This is a genomic window from Burkholderia territorii, assembly GCF_902833055.1.
Taxonomy (GTDB): domain Bacteria; phylum Pseudomonadota; class Gammaproteobacteria; order Burkholderiales; family Burkholderiaceae; genus Burkholderia; species Burkholderia territorii.
This window is the reverse complement of the sequence record NZ_CADFEJ010000014.1, coordinates 129,538-148,748: the sequence shown is the minus strand read 5'-3', so window position 1 is coordinate 148,748 and position 19,211 is coordinate 129,538. Positions and strand designations below refer to the sequence as shown.

Here is a 19,211-nt window from a genome sequence, read left to right as displayed (position 1 = left end):
CGTGCGTTCCTTCCTTCAGGCGAGCGGCTGGCCGGTGATGCGCTCGAGCGCTTCCTGGTACTTCGCGGCCGTCTTCTCGACGACGTCGGCCGGCAGTGCCGGTGCCGGCGCGGTCTTGCCCCACGGCTGCGCCTCGAGCCAGTCGCGCACGAACTGCTTGTCGAACGACGGCGGGTTGGTGCCGACCTGGTACTGGTCGGCCGGCCAGAAGCGCGACGAGTCGGCGGTCAGCACTTCGTCCATCAGGTACAGCTTGCCGTGGTTGTCGAGGCCGAATTCGAACTTCGTGTCGGCGATGATGATGCCGCGCGTCGCCGCGTAGTCGGCCGCTTCCTTGTACAGACGGATCGAGATGTCGCGGATCGTCGCGGCCAGCTCGGTGCCGATGCGGCGCTCGGTTTCCTCGAACGTGATGTTCTCGTCGTGCTCGCCGAGCTCGGCCTTCGCGGCCGGCGTGAAGATCGGCTCGGGCAGCTTCTGCGCGTTCTGCAGCCCTTCCGGCAGCTTCACGCCGCACACGGCGCCCGACTGCTGGTATTCCTTCCAGCCGCTGCCGGCCAGGTAGCCGCGCACGACCGCCTCGATCATGATCGGCTCGAGGCGCTTGACGACGGCCGCGCGGCCCTTCACCTGCTCGACTTCGTCAGCCGCGACGACCGATTCCGGCGCGTCGCCGGTCAGGTGGTTCGGCACGATGTGCGCGAGCTTGTCGAACCAGAAGTTCGCCATCTGGTTCAGCACGCGGCCCTTGTTCGGAATCGGCTCGCCCATGATCACGTCGAATGCCGACAGGCGATCCGTCGTGACGATCAGGAGCTTGTCGTTGCCGACCGCGTAGTTGTCGCGGACCTTGCCGCGACCGAGGAGCGGCAGCGAGCGGAGCGTGGATTCGTAAAGGGTAGACATCGTCTTTTCGCAGATAAGGAGCCAAACAAAAGGGAAACGCCGTTCCCCGCGGCAGGCGGGAACGGCGGTCTTGCAATGCGTCGGCGCGCCGGCGGGCGCTCAGGCTCGCCGGCTGCCGGCCGGCCCTCGTTCGGCCGGATGGAGCGGCCGCCCCGGGGCCCGGACCGAATCCGGCGCCGCGGCGGCCAGCCTCGCCCCGGCGGCAGGACCGGGCGGGGCAATCGTACTACAGTCTCAGCGCACGACCTGCGCAAGCGCGCCGGACTTGTACTGCTCGGCGATCTTGTCGAGCGAGACCGGCTTGATCTTCGCGGCCTGGCCTTCGCAGCCGAACGCGAGGTAACGGTCGACGCACACCTTCTTCGCCGCTTCGCGCGCGGGTTTCAGGTAGTCGCGCGGGTCGAACTTGCCCGGGTTCTCGAACATGTAGCGGCGGATCGCGCCGGTGATCGCGAGGCGCAGGTCGGTGTCGATGTTGATCTTGCGCACGCCGTGCTTGATGCCTTCCTGGATTTCCTCGACCGGCACGCCGTAGGTTTCCTTCATGTCGCCGCCGAATTCGCGGATCTCGGCGAGAAGCTCCTGCGGCACCGACGACGAACCGTGCATCACGAGGTGCGTGTTCGGGATGCGTGCGTGGATTTCCTTGATGCGCTGGATCGACAGGATGTCGCCCGTCGGCTTCTTCGAGAACTTGTACGCGCCGTGCGACGTACCGATCGCGATCGCGAGCGCGTCGCACTGCGTGAGCTTCACGAAGTCGGCGGCCTGCTCCGGGTCGGTCAGCAGCTGCTCGCGGGTCATCGTGCCTTCCGCGCCGTGGCCGTCTTCCTTGTCGCCCTTCATCGTCTCGAGCGAGCCGAGCACGCCGAGTTCAGCCTCGACCGTCACGCCGATCGAGTGCGCCATCTCGACGACCTTGCGCGATACGTCGACGTTGTATTCGTACGAGGCGACCGTCTTGCCGTCGGCTTCGAGCGAACCGTCCATCATCACGCTGGTGAAGCCGCTGCGGATCGCGGCCATGCAAACGGCCGGCGACTGGCCGTGGTCCTGGTGCATCACGACCGGGATGTGCGGATAAGACTCGACCGCCGCTTCGATCAGGTGACGCAGGAACGGCTCGCCCGCGTACTTCCGCGCGCCGGCCGATGCCTGCATGATCACGGGCGCGCCTACCTGATCCGCCGCCGCCATGATCGCCTGGACCTGCTCCAGGTTGTTCACGTTGAAGGCCGGCAGGCCGTAACCGTGCTCTGCCGCGTGGTCCAGCAATTGACGCATTGATACGAGAGGCATTGTGGAACTCCTTGGAATGAAAACCGGTGCGCCCTGACGCCGGCGCGGCGCTCGCTCCCTTGTGAGCCGGGACGGCGCGGCGCGGCTGAGCGTCGAATAGCCGCATTTTATCGCGAAGCGCCTCCGATTCCGACCGGCCGGTGGCGCGTACTCGCAATTTGTTACCTTCGCACGGCACAATCGGGCCAAAAAACAGAAAAAAAGCCGCGCGGGGCATCGGACCCCGCGCGGCTTTCGTCAAAAAACGGTGCCGGATCGGCTCCGGCGGCCGGTGGACGGCCAACCGGCCGCCCCGGCGCGCGCCGGCGCGCGCCGGCGCTCAGTAATGCTCGCCGACCCGCACGATCTTCAGCGTGTTGGTGCCGCCCGCCTGCCCCATCGGCTCGCCGACGGTGAGCACGACCATGTCGCCGTGCTGCACGTAGCCCTGCTTGACGACGATCTCGAGCGCGGCCTGCAGCGCCGAGTCGCGGTCGCTGTTGAAGTCGACGTGCAGCGGCGTCACGTTGCGGTACAGCGCCATCGTGCGCTCGCTGCCGACGCGCGGCGTCAGCGCGAAGATCGGCACGTGCGTGTAGTGACGCGACATCCACAGCGCGGTCGCGCCCGATTCGGTCAGCGCGACGATCGCCTTGGCACCGAGGTGATATGCGGTAAACAGCGCGCCCATCGCGATCGACTGGTCGATCCGCGTGAACGTGCGGTCGAGGAAATCCTTGTCCAGCTCGACGTGCTCGGACTTTTCCGCCTCGACGCATACGGCCGCCATCGTCTCGATCGTGACGACCGGGTACTTGCCGGCGGCCGTCTCGGCCGACAGCATCACCGCGTCGGTGCCGTCGAGCACCGCGTTCGCGACGTCGGACACTTCCGCGCGGGTCGGCACCGGCGCGTGGATCATCGATTCCATCATCTGCGTCGCGGTGATCACGAGCTTGTTCGACTCGCGCGCCATCCGGATCATGCGCTTCTGCAGCGCCGGCACGGCCGCGTTGCCGACTTCGACCGCGAGGTCGCCGCGCGCGACCATGATGCCGTCGGACGCGTCGAGAATGCTCTGCAGCGCCGGAATCGCTTCCGCGCGCTCGATCTTCGCGATCATCTTCGGCTTGATGCCGTACGGCGCGCCCGCGATGTTCGCGAGCTGGCGCGCCATTTCCATGTCCGTTGCGTTCTTCGGGAACGACACCGCGACGAGATCCGCGCCGAGCGACATCGCCGTGCGGATGTCCTCCATGTCCTTCGCGGTCAGCGCGGGCGCCGACAGGCCACCGCCCTGGCGGTTGATGCCCTTGTTGTTCGACAGCTCGCCGCCCACCTTGACGATCGTGTGGATCTCGTCGCCGAGCACGCGCTCGACGGTCAGCACGATCAGGCCGTCGTTCAGCAGCAGCAGGTCGCCCGGCTTCAGGTCGCGCGGCAGTTCCTTGTAGTCGAGGCCGACGCGCTCGTCGTTGCCGAGTTCGCAGCCCGCGTCGAGGATGAAGGCCTGGCCCGGCACGAGCGTCGTCTTGCCGTTCTCGAACTTGCCGACGCGGATCTTCGGGCCCTGGAGGTCGGCCATGATCGCGATCTCGCGGCCGACCTTGCGGGCGGCCTCGCGCACCATCTCGGCGCGCTGGCGGTGATCGTCGGCCGTGCCGTGCGAAAAGTTGAGCCGCACGACGTCGAGGCCCGCCTGCATCATCTGCAGCAGAATCTCCGGCGAACTGGAAGCCGGGCCGATCGTGGCGACTATCTTGGTGGCGCGCTGCATGAAACTCCTCATCTGGATCAAGGTGGATGCGCTGGGTGAAACGCTGCGAGAGCCGGAATCGGCGGGCCCAGCGGCGGCCGTTCCGGGGGGCGTGCCGGTGCTTGCGCCCGGCATCGCTTTGTTCTGAATCTCGTGGTGCTGCACGACCGCGTCGCCGGCGGCCGCCGGTGCGCGCGGGGTCGAGTTCGCCCGCGCGGGCGCGCGTTTGCGCTTGCCCGCGCCGGCCGGCTGCTCCGCTTTCGCGGAGCGCGCGGCCCTCGTCACCCCTGCGCGCGCCGCCACGCTCAGGCCGCCCGCGTTTCGAGCACTTCCACTGCCGGCAGCTTCTTCCCTTCGAGGAACTCGAGGAAGGCGCCGCCGCCCGTCGAGATGTAGCTGACCTGGTCGTGGATGCCGTACTTCGCGATGGCCGCGAGCGTGTCGCCGCCGCCCGCGATCGAGAACGCGGACGATTTGGCGATCGCTTCGGCGAGCGTCTTGGTGCCGTTGCCGAACTGGTCGAACTCGAACACGCCGACCGGGCCGTTCCACACGATCGTGCCGGCCTTCTCGAGCTGGCTGGCGAGCGCGCGGGCGGTGTCCGGGCCGATGTCGAGGATCATGTCGTCCGCTTCGATGTCGGCGACCTGCTTCACCGTGGCCGCGGCCGTCGGCGAGAATTCCTTGGCCGTCACGACGTCGGTCGGGATCGGCACCGACGCGCCGCGCTCGCGCGCCTCGTCGATGATCGCCTTCGCCTCGGCGACGAGATCGGCTTCCGCGAGCGACTTGCCGATCGACAGGCCGGCCGCGAGCATGAACGTGTTCGCGATGCCGCCGCCGACGATCAGCTGGTCGACCTTGCCGGCGAGCGACTTCAGAATCGTCAGCTTGGTCGACACCTTCGAGCCGGCGACGATCGCGACCAGCGGGCGGGCCGGGTTGCCGAGCGCCTTGCCGAGCGCGTCGAGTTCGGCGGCCAGCAGCGGACCCGCGCACGCGACGGGCGCGTACTTCGCGATCCCGTGGGTGGTCGCTTCCGCGCGGTGCGCGGTGCCGAATGCATCGTTGACGTAGACGTCGCAGAGCTTTGCCATCTTCTGCGCGAGCTCGTCCGAATTCTTCTTCTCGCCCTTGTTCACGCGGCAGTTCTCGAGCAGCACGACCTGGCCCGGCGCGACGTTCACGCCGTTGTCGACCCAGTTCGACACGAGCGGCACGTCGCGGCCGAGCAGCTCGGCGAGACGCTTCGCGACCGGCGCGAGCGAGTCTTCCGGCTTGAATTCGCCTTCGGTCGGACGGCCGAGGTGCGACGTGACCATCACGGCCGCGCCGGCGTCGAGCGCGGCCTTGATGGCCGGCACGGACGCGCGCACGCGCGTGTCTTCGGTGATGTTGCCGTGATCGTCCTGCGGGACGTTCAGGTCGGCGCGGATGAACACCCGCTTGCCGGCGAGCTGGCCGGCGGCGATCAGGTCGGTAAGACGCTTGACTTGGCTCATGTTGAACAGATTGAAGTAGTGGATGGGGAAAGGGGGTTTCACGCTGGACGTGCGCGGGCTGCCGCGAAAGGGCGCCGGATGCGGCCGTGGCTGGCGGTTCGCATGACGCGCACGGGTAAAAAATCTCGAACGGGCATTCTAGCCGATCCATCCGGCAGACTGACCCGTGCGGCGGCGAATTCCGCCTATTTGGGATCGCGCGCGGCCACCGACCTTTTTCCGCAATGCAGCAATCCATGCGCGCGAGCGGCCGGCGCCCGGTGCGCCGGCACGGCGATTCGTCAGAAGATCAGTCGCAGCACGGTGAAGACGAGCATGCCGACGACGATCGTGCCGAGCATGCTGCGCCGCCACAAGAACCAGCCGAGGCCGGCGAGCGCGGCATAGAACGGATGGTTGGACAGCGCGAACGACAGCCCGGCCGGCGTTTCGAGCAGGTCGGGCAGCACGACCGCGACGAGCGCGGCGGCCGGCGCGTAGCGCAACGCGCGCTGCGCGCGCTCGGGCAGCACGGTGCGTTCGCCGCCGATCAGGAACAGCGCGCGCGTGACGGCGGTGACGATCGTCATTCCGACGATCACGATCCAGATTTCCGTCGCGCTCATTCGACTTCCTTCTCGTGGACGGTTTCGGTGCGGATGCGGCGCCAGTCGGCGCGTTCGACGAAGAAATCGGCCATGCAGCCGGCCGCGAGCGCGGCCAGCACCGCGATCGGCAGCGCGAGCCGGTACGGCAGGTCGAACGCGATCAGCGACACGATGCCCGCGACGGCAACGGCCGCGACCGTCGAGCGGTTCGCGACCGCCGACACGATGATCGGCAGCAGCGCGAGCGTGCCGGCCAGCTCCAGCCCCCAGCTCGCGGGAAAAAGGCTCGCGAGCAGGATGCCGGCGAGCGACGACACCTGCCACGACGCCCAGCTCGCGAGCGCCATCCCCCAGAAATACGCCTCCTTGCCCGGCACGTGCCCGTAAGCGAAGCCCTGTTTCTGGAACAGCAGGTAGATCACGTCGCCGTTGAAATAGCCGATTGCGAGGCGCCGCCACAGCGGCAGGTAGGAAAAATGGGGCGCAAGCCCGGCGCTGAAGATCACGAAGCGCAGGTTGACCATCGCGGCCGTGAGCAGGATCGTCCAGATCGGCAGCTTCGCGACGAGCAGCGGCAGCACCGCGAGCTGCGACGAGCCCGCGTAGACGAAGATCGACATCGCGCTCGCCTGCCCGAGCGTCATCACCGACTTGCTCATCGCGACCCCGGTCACGAGCCCCCAGGACAGGATCGCCATCAGTGTCGGGGAATAGTCGCGCGCGCCCTGGATCAGCGCGAAGCGGTCGGTGGCGGACAATCGAGCGAGCATGGGAAGCGGGCCGCGGCGGGCAGTTCGCCGGGCCGCCGGCGCCTCCTGCCGGTACGACCCGTCGTTATTGGAATCGGTACCGGGCGATTATAGCGCCGGCACCTTGCCGACCGACCGGATCGCCTTCAAATGACGCTAAAATAAGCGTCTTTCCGGCTCAATGCTGCACACAACCCGCTGTACAACCGCTTCCCAGGAGAATCCTATGTCAATGGCCGACCGCGACGGCAAGATCTGGATGGACGGCAAGCTGATCGACTGGCGCGACGCCAAGATCCACGTCCTGACCCATACGCTGCACTACGGCATGGGTGTCTTCGAGGGCGTGCGTGCGTACAAGACGGCCGACGGCAGCACCGCGATCTTCCGTCTGCGCGAGCACACCAAACGTCTGCTGAATTCGGCGAAGATCTTCCAGATGGACGTGCCGTTCGACCGGGAAACGCTCGAAGCCGCGCAGCTCGAAGTCGTGCGCGAGAACAAGCTCGAGTCGTGCTACCTGCGCCCGATCATCTGGGTCGGCTCGGAAAAGCTCGGCGTGTCGGCCAAGGGCAACACGATCCACGTCGCGATCGCCGCATGGCCGTGGGGCGCGTACCTCGGCGAGGACGGCCTCGCGAAGGGCATCCGCGTGAAGACGTCGTCGTTCACGCGCCACCACGTGAACGTGTCCATGGTGCGCGCGAAGGCGTCGGGCTGGTACGTGAACTCGATCCTCGCGAACCAGGAAGCGACCGCCGACGGCTACGACGAAGCGCTGCTGCTCGACGTCGACGGCTACGTGTCGGAGGGCTCCGGCGAGAACTTCTTCCTCGTGAACAACGGCAAGCTGTACACGCCGGATCTTTCGTCGTGCCTCGACGGCATCACGCGCGACACGATCATCACGCTCGCGAAGGACGCCGGCATCGAGGTGATCGAGAAGCGCATCACGCGCGACGAGGTCTACACGGCCGACGAAGCGTTCTTCACGGGCACGGCCGCCGAAGTCACGCCGATCCGCGAGCTCGACAACCGCACGATCGGCAGCGGCGCGCGCGGCCCGGTCACGGAAAAGCTCCAGTCGGCATTTTTCGATATCGTGTCGGGCAAGAACGCGAAGTACGCGCACTGGCTGACGAAGGTCTGAGCGCGCTGCGCCACCGACCGCCCCACAAAAGAGTGATAAGAGAAAGTCTCATGAGTGAAATCAAGGAAATGCCGCTGGTCGAGCTGACGGCCAAGGATCTCCCCGCCTACTGCCCGAACCCCGCGATGGCGCGCTGGAGTGCGCACCCGCGCGTGTTCATCGACGTGTCGCACGGCGAGGCACGCTGCCCGTACTGCGGCACGCGCTACAAGCTGCGCGACGGCGAGGTGGTCAAGGGCCACTGAGCCGCGACCGGGCCCTTGGGCCCGCCGCACGCGAGGCGGCGCAGCCGGAACCCCGGCGCGCCGCCCTTTTCCTGTTCTGACAACCCGAACGCGGCGCATGCGCGCCGTGCTTCATTACGACATCGGAAGTCGACCTGATGCGTCGAGCGCTGGTTATCGCACCGAACTGGATCGGTGACGCATTGATGGCGCAGCCGCTTTTTGCGCTGCTGAAGAAGCTCCATCCCCGCATCGCGATCGATGCCGTCGCGCCCACCTGGGTCGCGCCCGTGCTCGAGCGGATGCCCGAGATCCACGATGTCTACGCGACCGACCTCGCGCACGGCAAGCTGCAGCTGCTGCGCCGCTGGCAGCTCGCGACCGACCTGCGCGACGTCGGCTACGACGCGGCCTACGTGCTGCCGAATTCGCTGAAGTCCGCGGTGATCCCGTGGCTCGCGAACATCCCGCTGCGCATCGGCTACACGGGCGAGCACCGCTACGGCCTGTTGAATGTGCGGCACGCGAACCCCGACAAGTCGGCCGAGCGTGCGCCGATGACGACCCACTACGCGGCCCTCGCGTATGCGCCGGGCGCGAAGCTGCCCGAGTCGATGAAGACGCTGCCCGCGCCGCGCCTCGACGCCGACCTGAACGAGACGGCGCGCGTGTCCGCACGTTTCAATCTCGATACGCGCAAGCCGCTCGTCGTGTTCTGCCCCGGCGCGGAATACGGGCCGGCCAAGCGCTGGCCGCCCGAGCATTTCGCGACGCTCGCGACGATCGTCCACCAGTCGTTCCCGTACACGCAGATCGTCGCGCTCGGCTCGCAGAAGGATGCCGCCGCCGCGCAGGCGATCGCCGACCACGCGCCGAACGTGCGCAATCTGTGCGGGCAGACGTCGCTGTCCGAGGCGTGCGCGCTCATCGCGCGCGCGAACGCGGTCGTGACCAACGATTCGGGGCTGATGCACGTCGCGGCCGCGTTGCGCCGGCCGCTCGTCGCGCTGTACGGGTCGACGGATCCGCGCCACACCCCTCCGCTGTCGGAGCTGGCGAAGGTACAATGGCTGCATCTCGAATGCAGTCCCTGCTTCCAACGCGAGTGCCCGCTCGGCCATCTGAACTGCCTGCGCGAACTCGGTCCCGAGCAGGTATTCGGCGATTTGCGCGGCATGCTCGTCGGGCAGCGCTGACCCTGGCCGGCAGCGTCGCACGACGCGCCGGGCAATCCGATTCACCGGTGTACGGCGGCTCCACCCGGGCCGCCGTGCTGAATACGGCGCGCGACGCGCGCGAGAGATAACCCCGATGCCACGTTTTGCCCGCCTCTTCGAAGCCGCTGCCGATACGCTGAACGCTTACTACCAGGCCGTCGCCGATGCCAATCTCGACGCGTTGCTGGGGTTGTGGATCGACGAGGACTTCGCCAGCTGCGTCTGGGCCGACGGCGAGCATCTGCACGGCCTCGACCAGATCCGCAGCGGGCTGGCGAACCGCCTCGCGACGCGCCCCGTGACGATCGAGCCGCTCGACATCCGCGTGTACGACAGTCTCGGCACCGTCGTCTACACGATCGCCGAAGCGCACCAGCAGGCCGACCTGACGGCCGAACCGGACATGGTTTTCGCCACGTACGTGATGATCCACGAACGCGGCGAGTGGCGCATCGCGCACATCCACGCGAGCCCGATTCCCGAACAAGCGGCCGGACAATTCGCCGCGAAGATCCGTCACGGGCAGGGTCCGCTGCACTGACGAAGAACGAAGCAACGCATTAGCGGGGCGATCATGAGTACGGCTTCTCCGCCCACCTCGCCGCTGACCGGGGCCCCGGCCCCCGACGACGATTCATTGCGCTATCGCGCACCGCGCTGGCTGCCGAACAGCCATGCCCAAACCATCGTGCCTGCGCTGTTCGCACGGCGTCCGGCGGTCGCGTACCGACGAGAGCGATGGGAAACCCCCGACCACGACTTCATCGATCTCGACTGGGTCGCGCATCTCGACAGCGCCGCGCCGCCGCCCGACGCGCCGCTGTTCGTGCTGTTCCACGGCCTCGAAGGCTCTTCCGGCTCGCACTACGCGCTGGCGATGATGGCCGCCGCGCGCGCGAAGGGCTGGCACGCGGTCGTCCCGCACTTTCGCAGTTGCAGCGGCGAGCTCAACCGCCAGCCGCGCTTCTACCATCTCGCCGACAGCGCCGAAGTCGACTGGATCCTGCGCCGGCTCGCCGCGCAGCATCGCGGGCCGATCGTCGCGGCCGGCGTGTCGCTCGGCGGCAACGTGCTGCTGCGCTGGCTCGGCGAGCATCGCAGCGACACGTCGATCGTGCACGCGGCCGCCGCGATCTCGACGCCGATCGACGTGCACGCGGGCGGCCGCGCGCTGTCGCAGGGTTTCGCGATGGTCTATACGCGCAGCTTCCTGAAGACGCTGAAGCGCAAGGCGCTCGCGAAGCTCGATCAGTATCCGGGGCTGTTCGACCGCGACGCGATGCTGCGGGCCGTGACGATGCGCGACTTCGACGAAGTCGTGACCGCGCCGCTGCACGGTTTCGCAAACGCCGACGACTACTGGACCCAGGCCACGACGCGCCCGCTGCTGCCCGCGATCGACGTGCCGACGCTGATTCTCAACGCCCGCAACGATCCGTTCCTGCCCGAATCCGCGCTGCCGAGCGCCGCCGACGTGTCGCCGGCCATCGAGCTCGACCAGCCCGCGCACGGCGGCCACGCGGGATTCATGACCGGGCCGTTCCCCGGGCGCCTCGACTGGCTGTCGGCGCGCGTGTTCGGCTATTGCTCGAAATTCGTCGACCATGGATGACATCGTCAGGCAGGCCCTCGCCAAGTGGCCGAACGTGCCGCACTGCACCGGCTGGCTGCTGCTCGACCGGCGCGGCCAGTGGCGGCTGCGCGACGACGCCGCGCAAGCCGCCGGCGAGCTCGGCTCGCCGGTGCGGCATGCGGCACTGAACGCGTTCATCGGACGCAACTACGACTGCGACGCGCACGGCCAGTGGTTCTTCCAGAACGGGCCGCAGCGCGTGTACGTCGAGCTCGCCTATACGCCGTGGGTCGTGCGACTGGCCGAACGCGACGGCCAACTTGCGCTGACCGACCAGACCGGCGCGCCGTTCGAGCCGGACGCCGCGTGGCTCGACGATGCGGGCGGCGTGCTGTTTCGCGCGGCCGGCTCGCCGCCGCGCATCGCGGCGCTGCACGACCACGACCTCGGCCTGTTCGCCGATCACGCGGACTTCGACGCGACACCGCCCGTGCTGCGCTGGCGCGACGGGCATACGCTGTCGCTCGGCAATCTCGCCCGCGCCGACGTTCCGGCGACGTTCGGCTTCGTCGCGAGTCCCGCGCAGCGGGCGCAGCGCGACGCATCGGATGGCCGCAACGGTCCTGTCGAAGGCTGACACGCACGCTCCGCGCTCGCCTGACGGTCGTTATCCGCGGCCGTTCTTCTCGTCCTCGCGCTCTTCCTTGTAGCGCGCCTCGAACTCCAGCAGCCGCGCGCCGATGATCGACTGGTCGTAGAACGACACGTCCTTCGCGTCGCGCGCCTCCTTCAGCTGGCGTATCGCCGACGGCCACGCGCCGTCGAGCGCCAGCTTCTCCGCGAGCGCGCGGCGCCGCGCGAGCACGTCGCCCCGGCCGTCGCTCGCCTTCGCGAGATAGTCCCACCAGTCCGGCTGCTCGGGATCCGCTTGCGCCTCCTTGCGCGCGAGCGTCTGCGCTTCGGCGAAGCGGCGCGCGGCGATCAGCGCCTGCAGGTGCGCGACGATCGCCGCGTGCGACGCGGGCCAGCGCCGCTGCGCGAGCGCCGCGAGCCGCACCGCGTCGTCGGTCCGGCCCGCGCGGCGTGCGATGTCGGCGGCGAGCACATCGAGGCTCGGCGAACTCGTCTCCGGATCGTCCGCGCGCCGCTCGCGCGCGTCGAACGCGGCGCGGGCCGACGCGAGCGCCTTGTCGGCCGCGTCGTACTGGCCGAGCAGCGTGTTCGCGAGCGCGATCCCGTACTCGTTCGCCGCGACGTTCGGCGCGGTGCGATCGTCGAGCTCGAGCTGCATCCGGCGCGCCTCGGCCGCGATGTCGTTCGGTGCGCGGTTCTGCAGAATGCGCAGCCGTGCGCGCACGAAGCCGTATTCCGCCGACTGGCGCGGCTGCCGATATGGCGCGCGGCGTGCGCGATCCTCCATGTCGGCGATCCGTTCGCCCGTCAGCGGGTGCGTACGCGCATAGGCCGGCACGCCCGCGTCGCCCATCGATGCGCGCTCGAGCCGCTCGAAGAAGCCCGGCATGCCGTACGGGTCGTAGCCGGCGCCGGCGAGCAGCTGGAAGCCGACGCGATCGGCCTCCCGCTCCGCCGAGCGCGAGAAGCGCAGCTGGTTGTCGACCGCGTACGCCTGCCCGCCCATCGCGATCGCGCTGCCGAGATCGCCGCTTCGCGCGAGCACGCCCGCCAGCACGCCGAGCAGCATCGTCGCGAGCGCCGTGTAGCCGGTCTTCTCGTTCGCGCCGATCATGCGTGCAATGTGCCGCTGCAGCACGTGGCCCATTTCATGGCCGACCACCGACGCCAGTTCCGATTCCGTCTGCGTCGTGACGACCAGCCCGCTGTTGATGCCGATGAAGCCGCCCGGCATCGAGAACGCGTTGATCTGCGGATCGCGCACCGGGAACAGTTCGAAGTCCGGCATGTAGCCGCCGATGTAGCGCGCCGCCGCCGCGGCCGCGAGCCGCTTCGCGATCGCGTTCAGGTAGTCGCGCGCGAGCCAGTCGTCGAGATAGTCCGGGTCGCGCCGCACCTCTCGCATCACGCGCTCGCCGAGACGGCGCTCGGCCTGCGGCGTGAGCGAACCGCCTGAACCGTCGCCGAGGTCGGGCAGCTCCAGCGCGCGCAGCGGTGCGCGCAGGCTCGCGACGGGTGCGGACGCGCCGTCGGCGCCGGAAAACCGGCTCTCCGCGCCGCCGTAAGTGCCGAATACGCCGGCTGCGATGCCGGACGGCACCGTGGAAATCGACGGCGAAGCGCCGGCCGCCGGCTCGAGCGGCGGCGCGGACGCGCGCTGCGCATGCCCGCTCGGCGGCAGCACGAACGACGCCGACAGCAGCACGGCAACCAACTGTTTGACACGCATGGCAGGATGAAAGCGACGCCGTCCCGCGCGCCGGGCGCGCATCGCGGCGTTTGGTCTGTCTGGTCTGAATATTCGGGGCATTGTACCGGCGACAGCGCGACTGTCCCGCGCGGCATATGCGCCATCTGCGCGCTCGGTGCCGCGAAGGCCACTGCTATGATAGGCGCCCGTTGAAACGTTGGATCGGATCGGGTGCGAAGACGGGATTCGGCGCCCCGGGCCGATCGCGAAGCAGGAGCGAGGGGCGCGCTCGCGCGCGTACTCCGTTCCACTGGAGCAAGACATGTCAGGACTCACCCATTTCGACGCCGCCGGCCACGCACACATGGTCGACGTCGGCGGCAAAGAGGAAACGCAACGCATCGCGATCGCGCGCGGCACGATCCGGATGCTGCCGGCGACGTTCGCGCTGATCCGCGACGGCAAGGCGAAGAAAGGCGACGTGCTCGGCGTCGCGCGCATCGCGGCGATCCAGGGCGCGAAGCGCACGGCCGAGCTCATTCCGCTGTGTCACCCGCTCGCGCTGACGCGCGTGGCCGTCGACTTCGAGCTCGACGACGCTCTGCCGGGCGTGCACTGCGTCGCGCAGGTCGAGACGTTCGGGCGTACCGGCGTCGAGATGGAAGCGCTGACCGCCGTGCAGGTCGGGTTGTTGACCGTGTACGACATGTGCAAGGCGGTCGATCGAGGGATGGTGATTACCGACGTGAGCGTCAGGGAGAAGCGCGGCGGGAAGTCGGGGGACTGGAAGGCGGAGGACGCGGCGGATTGAGCGGCGCAGAGCCGGTCGATCCGGCTTGCACGACCATGCCCGACCGGTCGGCGTGCGTGCCCTGCCCCGCCACGCCGACGCTCTGACCGTCCTTGAAATATCGTTGAAAGGCAAATTCGAGATAACTGTCGTTTTTCTCATACAATTACCTGATTCCGCACGGGAGAGCGTGCGACCCAGCACAAAAAAATCGAGCACGGGTGATGAATTCGCAAGCATTGAGAAACGCACTGCACGCAGGGCCAATCCAGGACGAACGACTCGTCAAGCTGGAGACGCCGCTCGGCCCTGACGTCCTGCTGCCCCATCGCGTCAAGGGACGATCGCGGCTCGGGCGTCATTTCGAGTTCACCGTCGATGCCGTGTCGGTATCCGACGACATCGCGCTCAAGAAACTGATCGCCCAACCCGTCACGCTGCGGATCCAGCAGGCCGACCGGTCGTACGCACCGCACCACGGATACGTGCACGCGGCACGCCGGCTCGGGTCGGACAGCGGCCTCACGCACTACCAGATCGTCTTCGCGTCATTCCTGCATTTCCTGAAGTTCCGCCGCGACCAGCGCATCTGGCAGGACAAGCCGGCCGACGAGATCATCGCCGACGTGCTGAACCAGCATCCGCAGGCCAGGGGCTGCTTCGAGTTCAGGCTCTACCGGCCGCTGCCGCCCCGATCGTTCTGCATGCAATACGAGGACGACTGGAACTTCGTGCATCGCCTGCTGGAATCGGAAGGCCTGTACGGCTTCTGGGAGCAGGCGCAAGACGGCAAGTCGCACAAGCTCGTCGTCGTCGACACGATCGACGCGCTGCCCGCGCTGTCGCCGCAGACCGTGCGCTTTCATCACGCCGGCGCGCGCGACGAGGCCGACACGCTCGTCCAGTTCTCCGGCACGCGCACGCTGCGCAGTGTCGAGCGCACGACGCGCACGTTCGACTACAAGCAGCCGCCCACTGCGTCGAATCCGAAGGCAACCCACACGCCGACGATCGCGAACCAGGGCGACCTGCCGCAGCAGCTCGAAGTCTACGAATACACCGGCGCCTACACGTACGCCGAACAGTCTCGTGGCGATCATCTGTCGAAGATCTGGATGGAGCAGCAAGAGTCGCTTGCGAAGCGTTTTCACGGCGTGGGCGGCGTCCGGCGCATGGACGCGGGTCGCACGTTCGAACTCGCCGATCACCCGGAACACGACAAGGACGATGTCGGCCAGCGCCGCTTCGCCGTGATCGAGACGGTCTGGCGCATTGTCAACAACCTGCCCGTCGCCGATCGCCAGGCCAGGTTCCCGCACAGCCTGGAGGCCGAAATCGACGAACTGGTGCGGGCTGGCGGCACGGACCTGCCGCACGTCCGGCATCCGGACGGCAGCGAAGGCATTTTCCAGGTCAGCATCGAAGCGCAGCGCACGACCGTGCCCTTCCGCAGCCCGTTCGAGCATCCGAAGCCGCCGATGCATCTGCAATCGGCGATCGTCGTCGCGCCGCAGGGCGAGGAAGTCCACACCGACGAACTCAACCGCATCAAGGTCCGATTCCACTGGGATCGTCTCAATGACGGCGACGAGAAGGCTTCGTGCTGGCTGCGCGCCGCCGCGTCGGATTCGGGCAATGGCTATGGCGCCGTTCATCCGCATCGCAGCGGCGAGGAAGTGCTGGTCGATTTCCTCGGTGGCGACTGCGATCGTCCGATCGTCGTCGGAAAGGTGTACAACGGCGCGACGCGTCCGCAATGGCACAGTAACGGGATCCTGTCCGGATACCGATCCAGGGAATATGCGGGCGCGGGCTACAACCAGCTGGTGCTCGACGATGCAACATCGCAGAACCGCGTGCATCTGTACAGCAGTCAGGCCAACACGCACCTGCACCTCGGCTACCTGATCGACCATACCGGCAACGACCGCGGCGGCTATCTCGGCAGCGGCTTCGACCTGCGCTCCGATGCATTCGGCGCGGTCCGCGCGAACCGCGGCCTGTACGTCACGACGCATCCGAAACAGCCGGCGAGCCAGCCGCTCGACGTGAAGGAAACGCAACAGCAGCTCGTCAGGGCGGAAGGCCTGATGGAAGCGATGTCGGAACTCAGCACGCAGCATCAGGGCGAGTCGCTCGACGCCGGTCATTCGGCGCTGAAGCAGTTCAGCAACGCGACGCAGAACAGCGTGAGCGGCAGCGCGTCGGGCGGGCGAACCGGTGGCGGCGGAACCGGAAGCGCCAATGCATTCAAGGAGCCGGTGATGCTGTTCGGCAGCCCGGCCGGCATCGCGCTGTCGACGCAACAATCCGTGCAGTTCGCCGCGGACCAGCACGTCAACCTCGTCAGCGGACAAAGCCTGCACGTCGCTGCCGGGAAGTCGCTCATCGCGAGCGTCCTCGACCGGATCAGCCTGTTCGCGCAGAACGCGGGCATGAAGCTGTTCGCCGGCAAGGGCAAGGTGGAAATCCAGGCGCACGCGGACAACATCGAACTGACGGCGCAAAAGGCGCTGAAACTGCTGGCGGCTACGCAGTCGATCGAAGGCGCGGCAGCGAAGGAGATCCTGCTGACGTCCGGCGGCGCCTACATCCGCATCGCGGACGGCAACATCGAAGTGCACGCGCCCGGCAAGATCGACATCAAGGGAGCGCAGCACGTGTTCGACGGCCCCACGCACCTGTCGCAAACCCTGCCGACGCTGCCGAACTCGAGCGGCAACTACGACCAGGCGTTCATCGCGCACTGGGCCGGCACCGACATTCCGGTCGCGAATACGCGATACCAGATGTTCTCGAACGGCACGCTGATCTCGGAAGGCGTCACCAACGCGGCAGGCGAGACGGGGCTCACGCAGAGCCACGTGCCGCATGACGTCGTCGTCAAGTTTTTAGGGAAATCGAATGGCTGACGTGCAACAGAAGGACAACGTGCTGGGTACCGGCGCCGGGATGCTGACGCCGACCGGGTACAAGGATCGGCCGAAAGTGGCGATCCAGATCTGTGACAAGCATGTCACGCCGGCGGCGGATTCCATCATTGGTACTTGCCCGTTCTACTACCTGCCGCTTCACGGCGAGTACTGGGCAACGGTCGAGAAGGTCAGCGTATCGAGCGCATGGGAAACCGTGAAGAAATTCGCGACATCATGGGATCCGTGGAAAGACAAGAAAGTCGTCCATGAACTGCTGCATCGGCGAGAGGAACTGATCAAACCGAAAAGCACCGATTCGGACTGGTCGCGCCACGGCAATTTCATGATGCGCCATATCGGATGCGGGCATAAACCGCCCGATTACTATGTGAGTTACGGCTACTACTATTGCTCGGATTACGGCGCCAATCTCTATCCCACCCTCACGGCAAAGGGGAAGCAATGGCTCGATAGCGCGCGATGGTGGCTTCAGAAATACATCGAAATCGGGCTGTATCAGAACATGCAGGGAAACCAGATCGCATTCAAAAGCGCGAAACCGGGAAACGGCAAGCTCTCGATGCAGGTGAAGCGATACGAACTGGAACTGGACAAAGACGGAGAGACGTTCAAGACCTTCGCCTTTGTCACTCACCCATTGGCATATCTGGATGGAGGGCTGGCCGGCCTACCGGTCTCCGATCTCGTCAAGATCGGCAGGCGACCGAACATAGAAGAATGGGCCGACGCGCGCACGCGCAAACAGGCAATCGACGCAGGCATTCCCGTCGCGAAGGCGAAAGCACGCGAATGGAGCAAGGATGCGGTTGACAAGGCGCGCGAATGGGGCTCGGACGCAGCCAATAAAGCACGCGAGTGGGGTTCGGATGCCGCCGACAAAGCACGCGAGTGGAGTTCGGAAGCGGCCGACGAAGTTAACCGCGCGCTCGAACGTTTGCTGAAAAAGTGACATGCGAAAACTCAAGCGCTGGACATGGATCGCCGGTGGCCTCGTTGCCCTGGCCATTGCAACATACGGGTACGTAAATATGACGACGGGCTGGGAGACGATTTCGACAAGCTTCATGCGGGACGACACGCCCTATGGCGGCGGCAACTTCCGCATCAGGGGCAATGACGTGATGAGCGTCAAGCTTGCCAACCCCGAAGTGACGTTCAAGCCCCGAGTCGAATCGAACGAGCCGCAGCGGCCCGAGCCGACCGAAGCATGGATGAACGACACGGGCGAGTTGCTGAACCGCATGACGATCAGTTTCTTCCGCGGCACCATCGACGGCGGGATGAAGCGCCATTTCCAGCAGGTCGGCCAGGAAGCCGCCTGGTGGTACTCGCGGGACTGGACCGTTCAGTTCATCAGCACATCGTGGATGAACTACAAGGCCCCCGAGGCGCAAGGCGGCGATGCGCCGCAAATCACCAAGCTGTGGAAATCCAGTAATGGCGGCCAGACATGGTCGCAACTCCAGTGGCCAGAAAACCAGAACATCGGCCGCCTGCTCTTTCTCGATCCGCAGCGGGGCTACGCGGCAGGCTGGGGCCCCCGCATATGGCGAACCTCGGACGGCGGAAACACGTGGCAGGCGATCGACGTGCCGGCCGATGCACACGCTGGCAGTGAAACGCGCCAGGAATTCAATGCCATCAGCCTCGGCCCGGACGGTGTTCTGCGGATCGCCTACTATGTCGCACCGACGGCAGAAGCACCGGGCCACAGCGTGGTCGATCGGCTCGACTGGGGGCAGCACGCGTTCGTGAACGAGGTCGTGGTGCCAGACCAGGTCATCACAGCGCTCGACACCACGCCTGAACCGGGACCACATTACTCTCTGTACGCGCTATCACATCTCGACAAACCGCAAAACGGCGAGGGCCGCGACAACGGCCACCGGACAGGCGCCATTTCCACGTGGACGAACAACCATCCCGAGGCGGTACAGCAACTGCGCACGTTCGACGAGAAGCTCACGCTCGACAGCATGAGCATCGGTCGCAACGGCCTCCTGCTCGTCTATGCAACCGATCCGAACTCAGGAAGCGGCGGCACCGGCGGCGGCGCACCGATCGACCTCACGTTCAGCAGCACCGACGCCGGCAAAACGTGGAATAAAACGACCGACAAGACCGCACAGGGCGGCTACTTCGACGCGCAAACCAACACGCTGTACTGGCTGCATGGCTATACGTTGAAGAAGCGGACGTTCTGATCGCGCGCCGGCCGCC

At 66.9% G+C, this 19,211-nt stretch carries 18 protein-coding genes; 11 read left to right on the top strand and 7 right to left on the bottom strand.

Annotated elements, in window-relative coordinates:
• Positions 1-15: 15 nt before the first annotated feature.
• From HW466_RS22320 to pyk, 3 genes are all read right to left on the bottom strand, one after another.
• A complete protein-coding gene (locus tag HW466_RS22320) occupies positions 16-906 on the bottom strand; it encodes a phosphoribosylaminoimidazolesuccinocarboxamide synthase (protein ID WP_059447774.1) in 891 nt (296 codons plus the stop codon).
• Positions 907-1,140: 234 nt separating this feature from the next.
• On the bottom strand, positions 1,141-2,205 hold the full coding sequence (gene fba, locus HW466_RS22315) for a class II fructose-bisphosphate aldolase (protein ID WP_059447775.1): 1,065 nt from the start codon (positions 2,203-2,205) through the stop codon (positions 1,141-1,143).
• A 319-nt stretch (positions 2,206-2,524) separates the two neighbouring features.
• Positions 2,525-3,961: a pyruvate kinase gene (gene pyk / locus HW466_RS22310; protein ID WP_059447904.1), complete on the bottom strand. Its 1,437-nt coding sequence runs from the start codon at positions 3,959-3,961 to the stop codon at positions 2,525-2,527.
• Here pyk and HW466_RS32120 point away from each other — a divergent pair.
• Entirely contained in the window at positions 3,960-4,088 is a 129-nt protein-coding gene (locus HW466_RS32120; RefSeq protein WP_256097633.1) for a hypothetical protein, read from the top strand. The two genes, pyk and HW466_RS32120, sit on opposite strands and share 2 nt — an antisense overlap.
• A 157-nt stretch (positions 4,089-4,245) precedes the next feature.
• Here the strand turns inward: HW466_RS32120 and HW466_RS22305 are convergent, their stop codons facing one another.
• The 3 genes from HW466_RS22305 to HW466_RS22295 form a co-directional block, all read right to left on the bottom strand.
• Positions 4,246-5,442: a phosphoglycerate kinase gene (locus HW466_RS22305; RefSeq protein WP_059792112.1), complete on the bottom strand. Its 1,197-nt coding sequence runs from the start codon at positions 5,440-5,442 to the stop codon at positions 4,246-4,248.
• 281 nt (positions 5,443-5,723) lie between these two features.
• The gene (locus HW466_RS22300; RefSeq protein ID WP_059447776.1) at positions 5,724-6,047 is read right to left on the bottom strand and encodes an AzlD domain-containing protein; all 324 of its coding nucleotides are present in this window, start codon (positions 6,045-6,047) and stop codon (positions 5,724-5,726) included.
• Positions 6,044-6,799 carry an AzlC family ABC transporter permease gene (locus HW466_RS22295; protein ID WP_059447777.1) on the bottom strand — a complete coding sequence of 252 codons (756 nt, stop codon included), beginning with the start codon at positions 6,797-6,799 and terminating at the stop codon, positions 6,044-6,046. Before HW466_RS22295 ends, HW466_RS22300 begins: the two co-directional genes overlap by 4 nt.
• Before the next feature lie 205 nt (positions 6,800-7,004).
• Between HW466_RS22295 and HW466_RS22290 the strand changes: the two genes are divergently transcribed.
• The 6 genes from HW466_RS22290 (at position 7,005) to HW466_RS22265 (ending at position 11,579) form a co-directional block, all read left to right on the top strand.
• Entirely contained in the window at positions 7,005-7,928 is a 924-nt protein-coding gene (locus HW466_RS22290) for a branched-chain amino acid transaminase (RefSeq protein WP_059447778.1), read from the top strand.
• A 50-nt stretch (positions 7,929-7,978) separates the two neighbouring features.
• Positions 7,979-8,173: a zinc-finger domain-containing protein gene (locus tag HW466_RS22285; RefSeq protein WP_006749970.1), complete on the top strand. Its 195-nt coding sequence runs from the start codon at positions 7,979-7,981 to the stop codon at positions 8,171-8,173.
• Between the two features lie 137 nt (positions 8,174-8,310).
• Complete coding sequence (gene waaF / locus HW466_RS22280) at positions 8,311-9,348, top strand: lipopolysaccharide heptosyltransferase II (RefSeq protein WP_059465704.1); 1,038 nt, start codon at positions 8,311-8,313, stop codon at positions 9,346-9,348.
• A 115-nt stretch (positions 9,349-9,463) separates the two neighbouring features.
• Positions 9,464-9,910, top strand: coding sequence for a nuclear transport factor 2 family protein (locus HW466_RS22275; protein ID WP_006749968.1), 447 nt, complete (start codon positions 9,464-9,466; stop codon positions 9,908-9,910).
• A gap of 33 nt (positions 9,911-9,943) precedes the next feature.
• Positions 9,944-10,981, top strand: coding sequence for a hydrolase (locus HW466_RS22270; protein ID WP_059506793.1), 1,038 nt, complete (start codon positions 9,944-9,946; stop codon positions 10,979-10,981).
• The gene (locus HW466_RS22265) at positions 10,974-11,579 is read left to right on the top strand and encodes a DUF2946 family protein (RefSeq protein WP_059792107.1); all 606 of its coding nucleotides are present in this window, start codon (positions 10,974-10,976) and stop codon (positions 11,577-11,579) included. Before HW466_RS22270 ends, HW466_RS22265 begins: the two co-directional genes overlap by 8 nt.
• Positions 11,580-11,609: 30 nt before the next feature.
• On the opposite strand, the gene HW466_RS22260 is transcribed toward HW466_RS22265, so the two are convergent.
• The gene (locus HW466_RS22260) at positions 11,610-13,304 is read right to left on the bottom strand and encodes a M48 family metalloprotease (RefSeq protein ID WP_174905691.1); all 1,695 of its coding nucleotides are present in this window, start codon (positions 13,302-13,304) and stop codon (positions 11,610-11,612) included.
• A 283-nt stretch (positions 13,305-13,587) separates the two neighbouring features.
• Here HW466_RS22260 and moaC point away from each other — a divergent pair, with 283 nt between their 5' ends.
• From moaC to HW466_RS22240, 4 genes are all read left to right on the top strand, one after another.
• Positions 13,588-14,076 (top strand): cyclic pyranopterin monophosphate synthase MoaC, encoded by a 489-nt coding sequence (gene moaC / locus HW466_RS22255; protein WP_059447783.1) that lies wholly within the window; start codon positions 13,588-13,590, stop codon positions 14,074-14,076.
• A gap of 203 nt (positions 14,077-14,279) precedes the next feature.
• Positions 14,280-16,967 carry a type VI secretion system Vgr family protein gene (locus HW466_RS22250; protein ID WP_151005342.1) on the top strand — a complete coding sequence of 896 codons (2,688 nt, stop codon included), beginning with the start codon at positions 14,280-14,282 and terminating at the stop codon, positions 16,965-16,967.
• A complete protein-coding gene (locus tag HW466_RS22245; protein ID WP_059773152.1) occupies positions 16,960-17,940 on the top strand; it encodes a hypothetical protein in 981 nt (326 codons plus the stop codon). Before HW466_RS22250 ends, HW466_RS22245 begins: the two co-directional genes overlap by 8 nt.
• A 79-nt stretch (positions 17,941-18,019) precedes the next feature.
• Positions 18,020-19,195 carry a WD40/YVTN/BNR-like repeat-containing protein gene (locus HW466_RS22240; protein WP_151005344.1) on the top strand — a complete coding sequence of 392 codons (1,176 nt, stop codon included), beginning with the start codon at positions 18,020-18,022 and terminating at the stop codon, positions 19,193-19,195.
• Positions 19,196-19,211 lie beyond the last annotated feature (16 nt).

What these genes read in the sequence shown, in the direction of transcription:
- HW466_RS22320 (WP_059447774.1), bottom strand. Translation starts at nt 906, where the DNA reads ATGTCTACCCTTTACGAATCCACGCTCCGCTCGCTGCCGCTCCTCGGT.
- fba (WP_059447775.1), bottom strand. Translation starts at nt 2,205, where the DNA reads ATGCCTCTCGTATCAATGCGTCAATTGCTGGACCACGCGGCAGAGCAC.
- HW466_RS32120 (WP_256097633.1), top strand. Translation starts at nt 3,960, where the DNA reads ATGAAACTCCTCATCTGGATCAAGGTGGATGCGCTGGGTGAAACGCTG.
- pyk (WP_059447904.1), bottom strand. Translation starts at nt 3,961, where the DNA reads ATGCAGCGCGCCACCAAGATAGTCGCCACGATCGGCCCGGCTTCCAGT.
- HW466_RS22305 (WP_059792112.1), bottom strand. Translation starts at nt 5,442, where the DNA reads ATGAGCCAAGTCAAGCGTCTTACCGACCTGATCGCCGCCGGCCAGCTC.
- HW466_RS22300 (WP_059447776.1), bottom strand. Translation starts at nt 6,047, where the DNA reads ATGAGCGCGACGGAAATCTGGATCGTGATCGTCGGAATGACGATCGTC.
- HW466_RS22295 (WP_059447777.1), bottom strand. Translation starts at nt 6,799, where the DNA reads ATGCTCGCTCGATTGTCCGCCACCGACCGCTTCGCGCTGATCCAGGGC.
- HW466_RS22290 (WP_059447778.1), top strand. Translation starts at nt 7,005, where the DNA reads ATGTCAATGGCCGACCGCGACGGCAAGATCTGGATGGACGGCAAGCTG.
- HW466_RS22285 (WP_006749970.1), top strand. Translation starts at nt 7,979, where the DNA reads ATGAGTGAAATCAAGGAAATGCCGCTGGTCGAGCTGACGGCCAAGGAT.
- waaF (WP_059465704.1), top strand. Translation starts at nt 8,311, where the DNA reads ATGCGTCGAGCGCTGGTTATCGCACCGAACTGGATCGGTGACGCATTG.
- HW466_RS22275 (WP_006749968.1), top strand. Translation starts at nt 9,464, where the DNA reads ATGCCACGTTTTGCCCGCCTCTTCGAAGCCGCTGCCGATACGCTGAAC.
- HW466_RS22270 (WP_059506793.1), top strand. Translation starts at nt 9,944, where the DNA reads ATGAGTACGGCTTCTCCGCCCACCTCGCCGCTGACCGGGGCCCCGGCC.
- HW466_RS22265 (WP_059792107.1), top strand. Translation starts at nt 10,974, where the DNA reads ATGGATGACATCGTCAGGCAGGCCCTCGCCAAGTGGCCGAACGTGCCG.
- HW466_RS22260 (WP_174905691.1), bottom strand. Translation starts at nt 13,304, where the DNA reads ATGCGTGTCAAACAGTTGGTTGCCGTGCTGCTGTCGGCGTCGTTCGTG.
- moaC (WP_059447783.1), top strand. Translation starts at nt 13,588, where the DNA reads ATGTCAGGACTCACCCATTTCGACGCCGCCGGCCACGCACACATGGTC.
- HW466_RS22250 (WP_151005342.1), top strand. Translation starts at nt 14,280, where the DNA reads ATGAATTCGCAAGCATTGAGAAACGCACTGCACGCAGGGCCAATCCAG.
- HW466_RS22245 (WP_059773152.1), top strand. Translation starts at nt 16,960, where the DNA reads ATGGCTGACGTGCAACAGAAGGACAACGTGCTGGGTACCGGCGCCGGG.
- HW466_RS22240 (WP_151005344.1), top strand. Translation starts at nt 18,020, where the DNA reads ATGACGACGGGCTGGGAGACGATTTCGACAAGCTTCATGCGGGACGAC.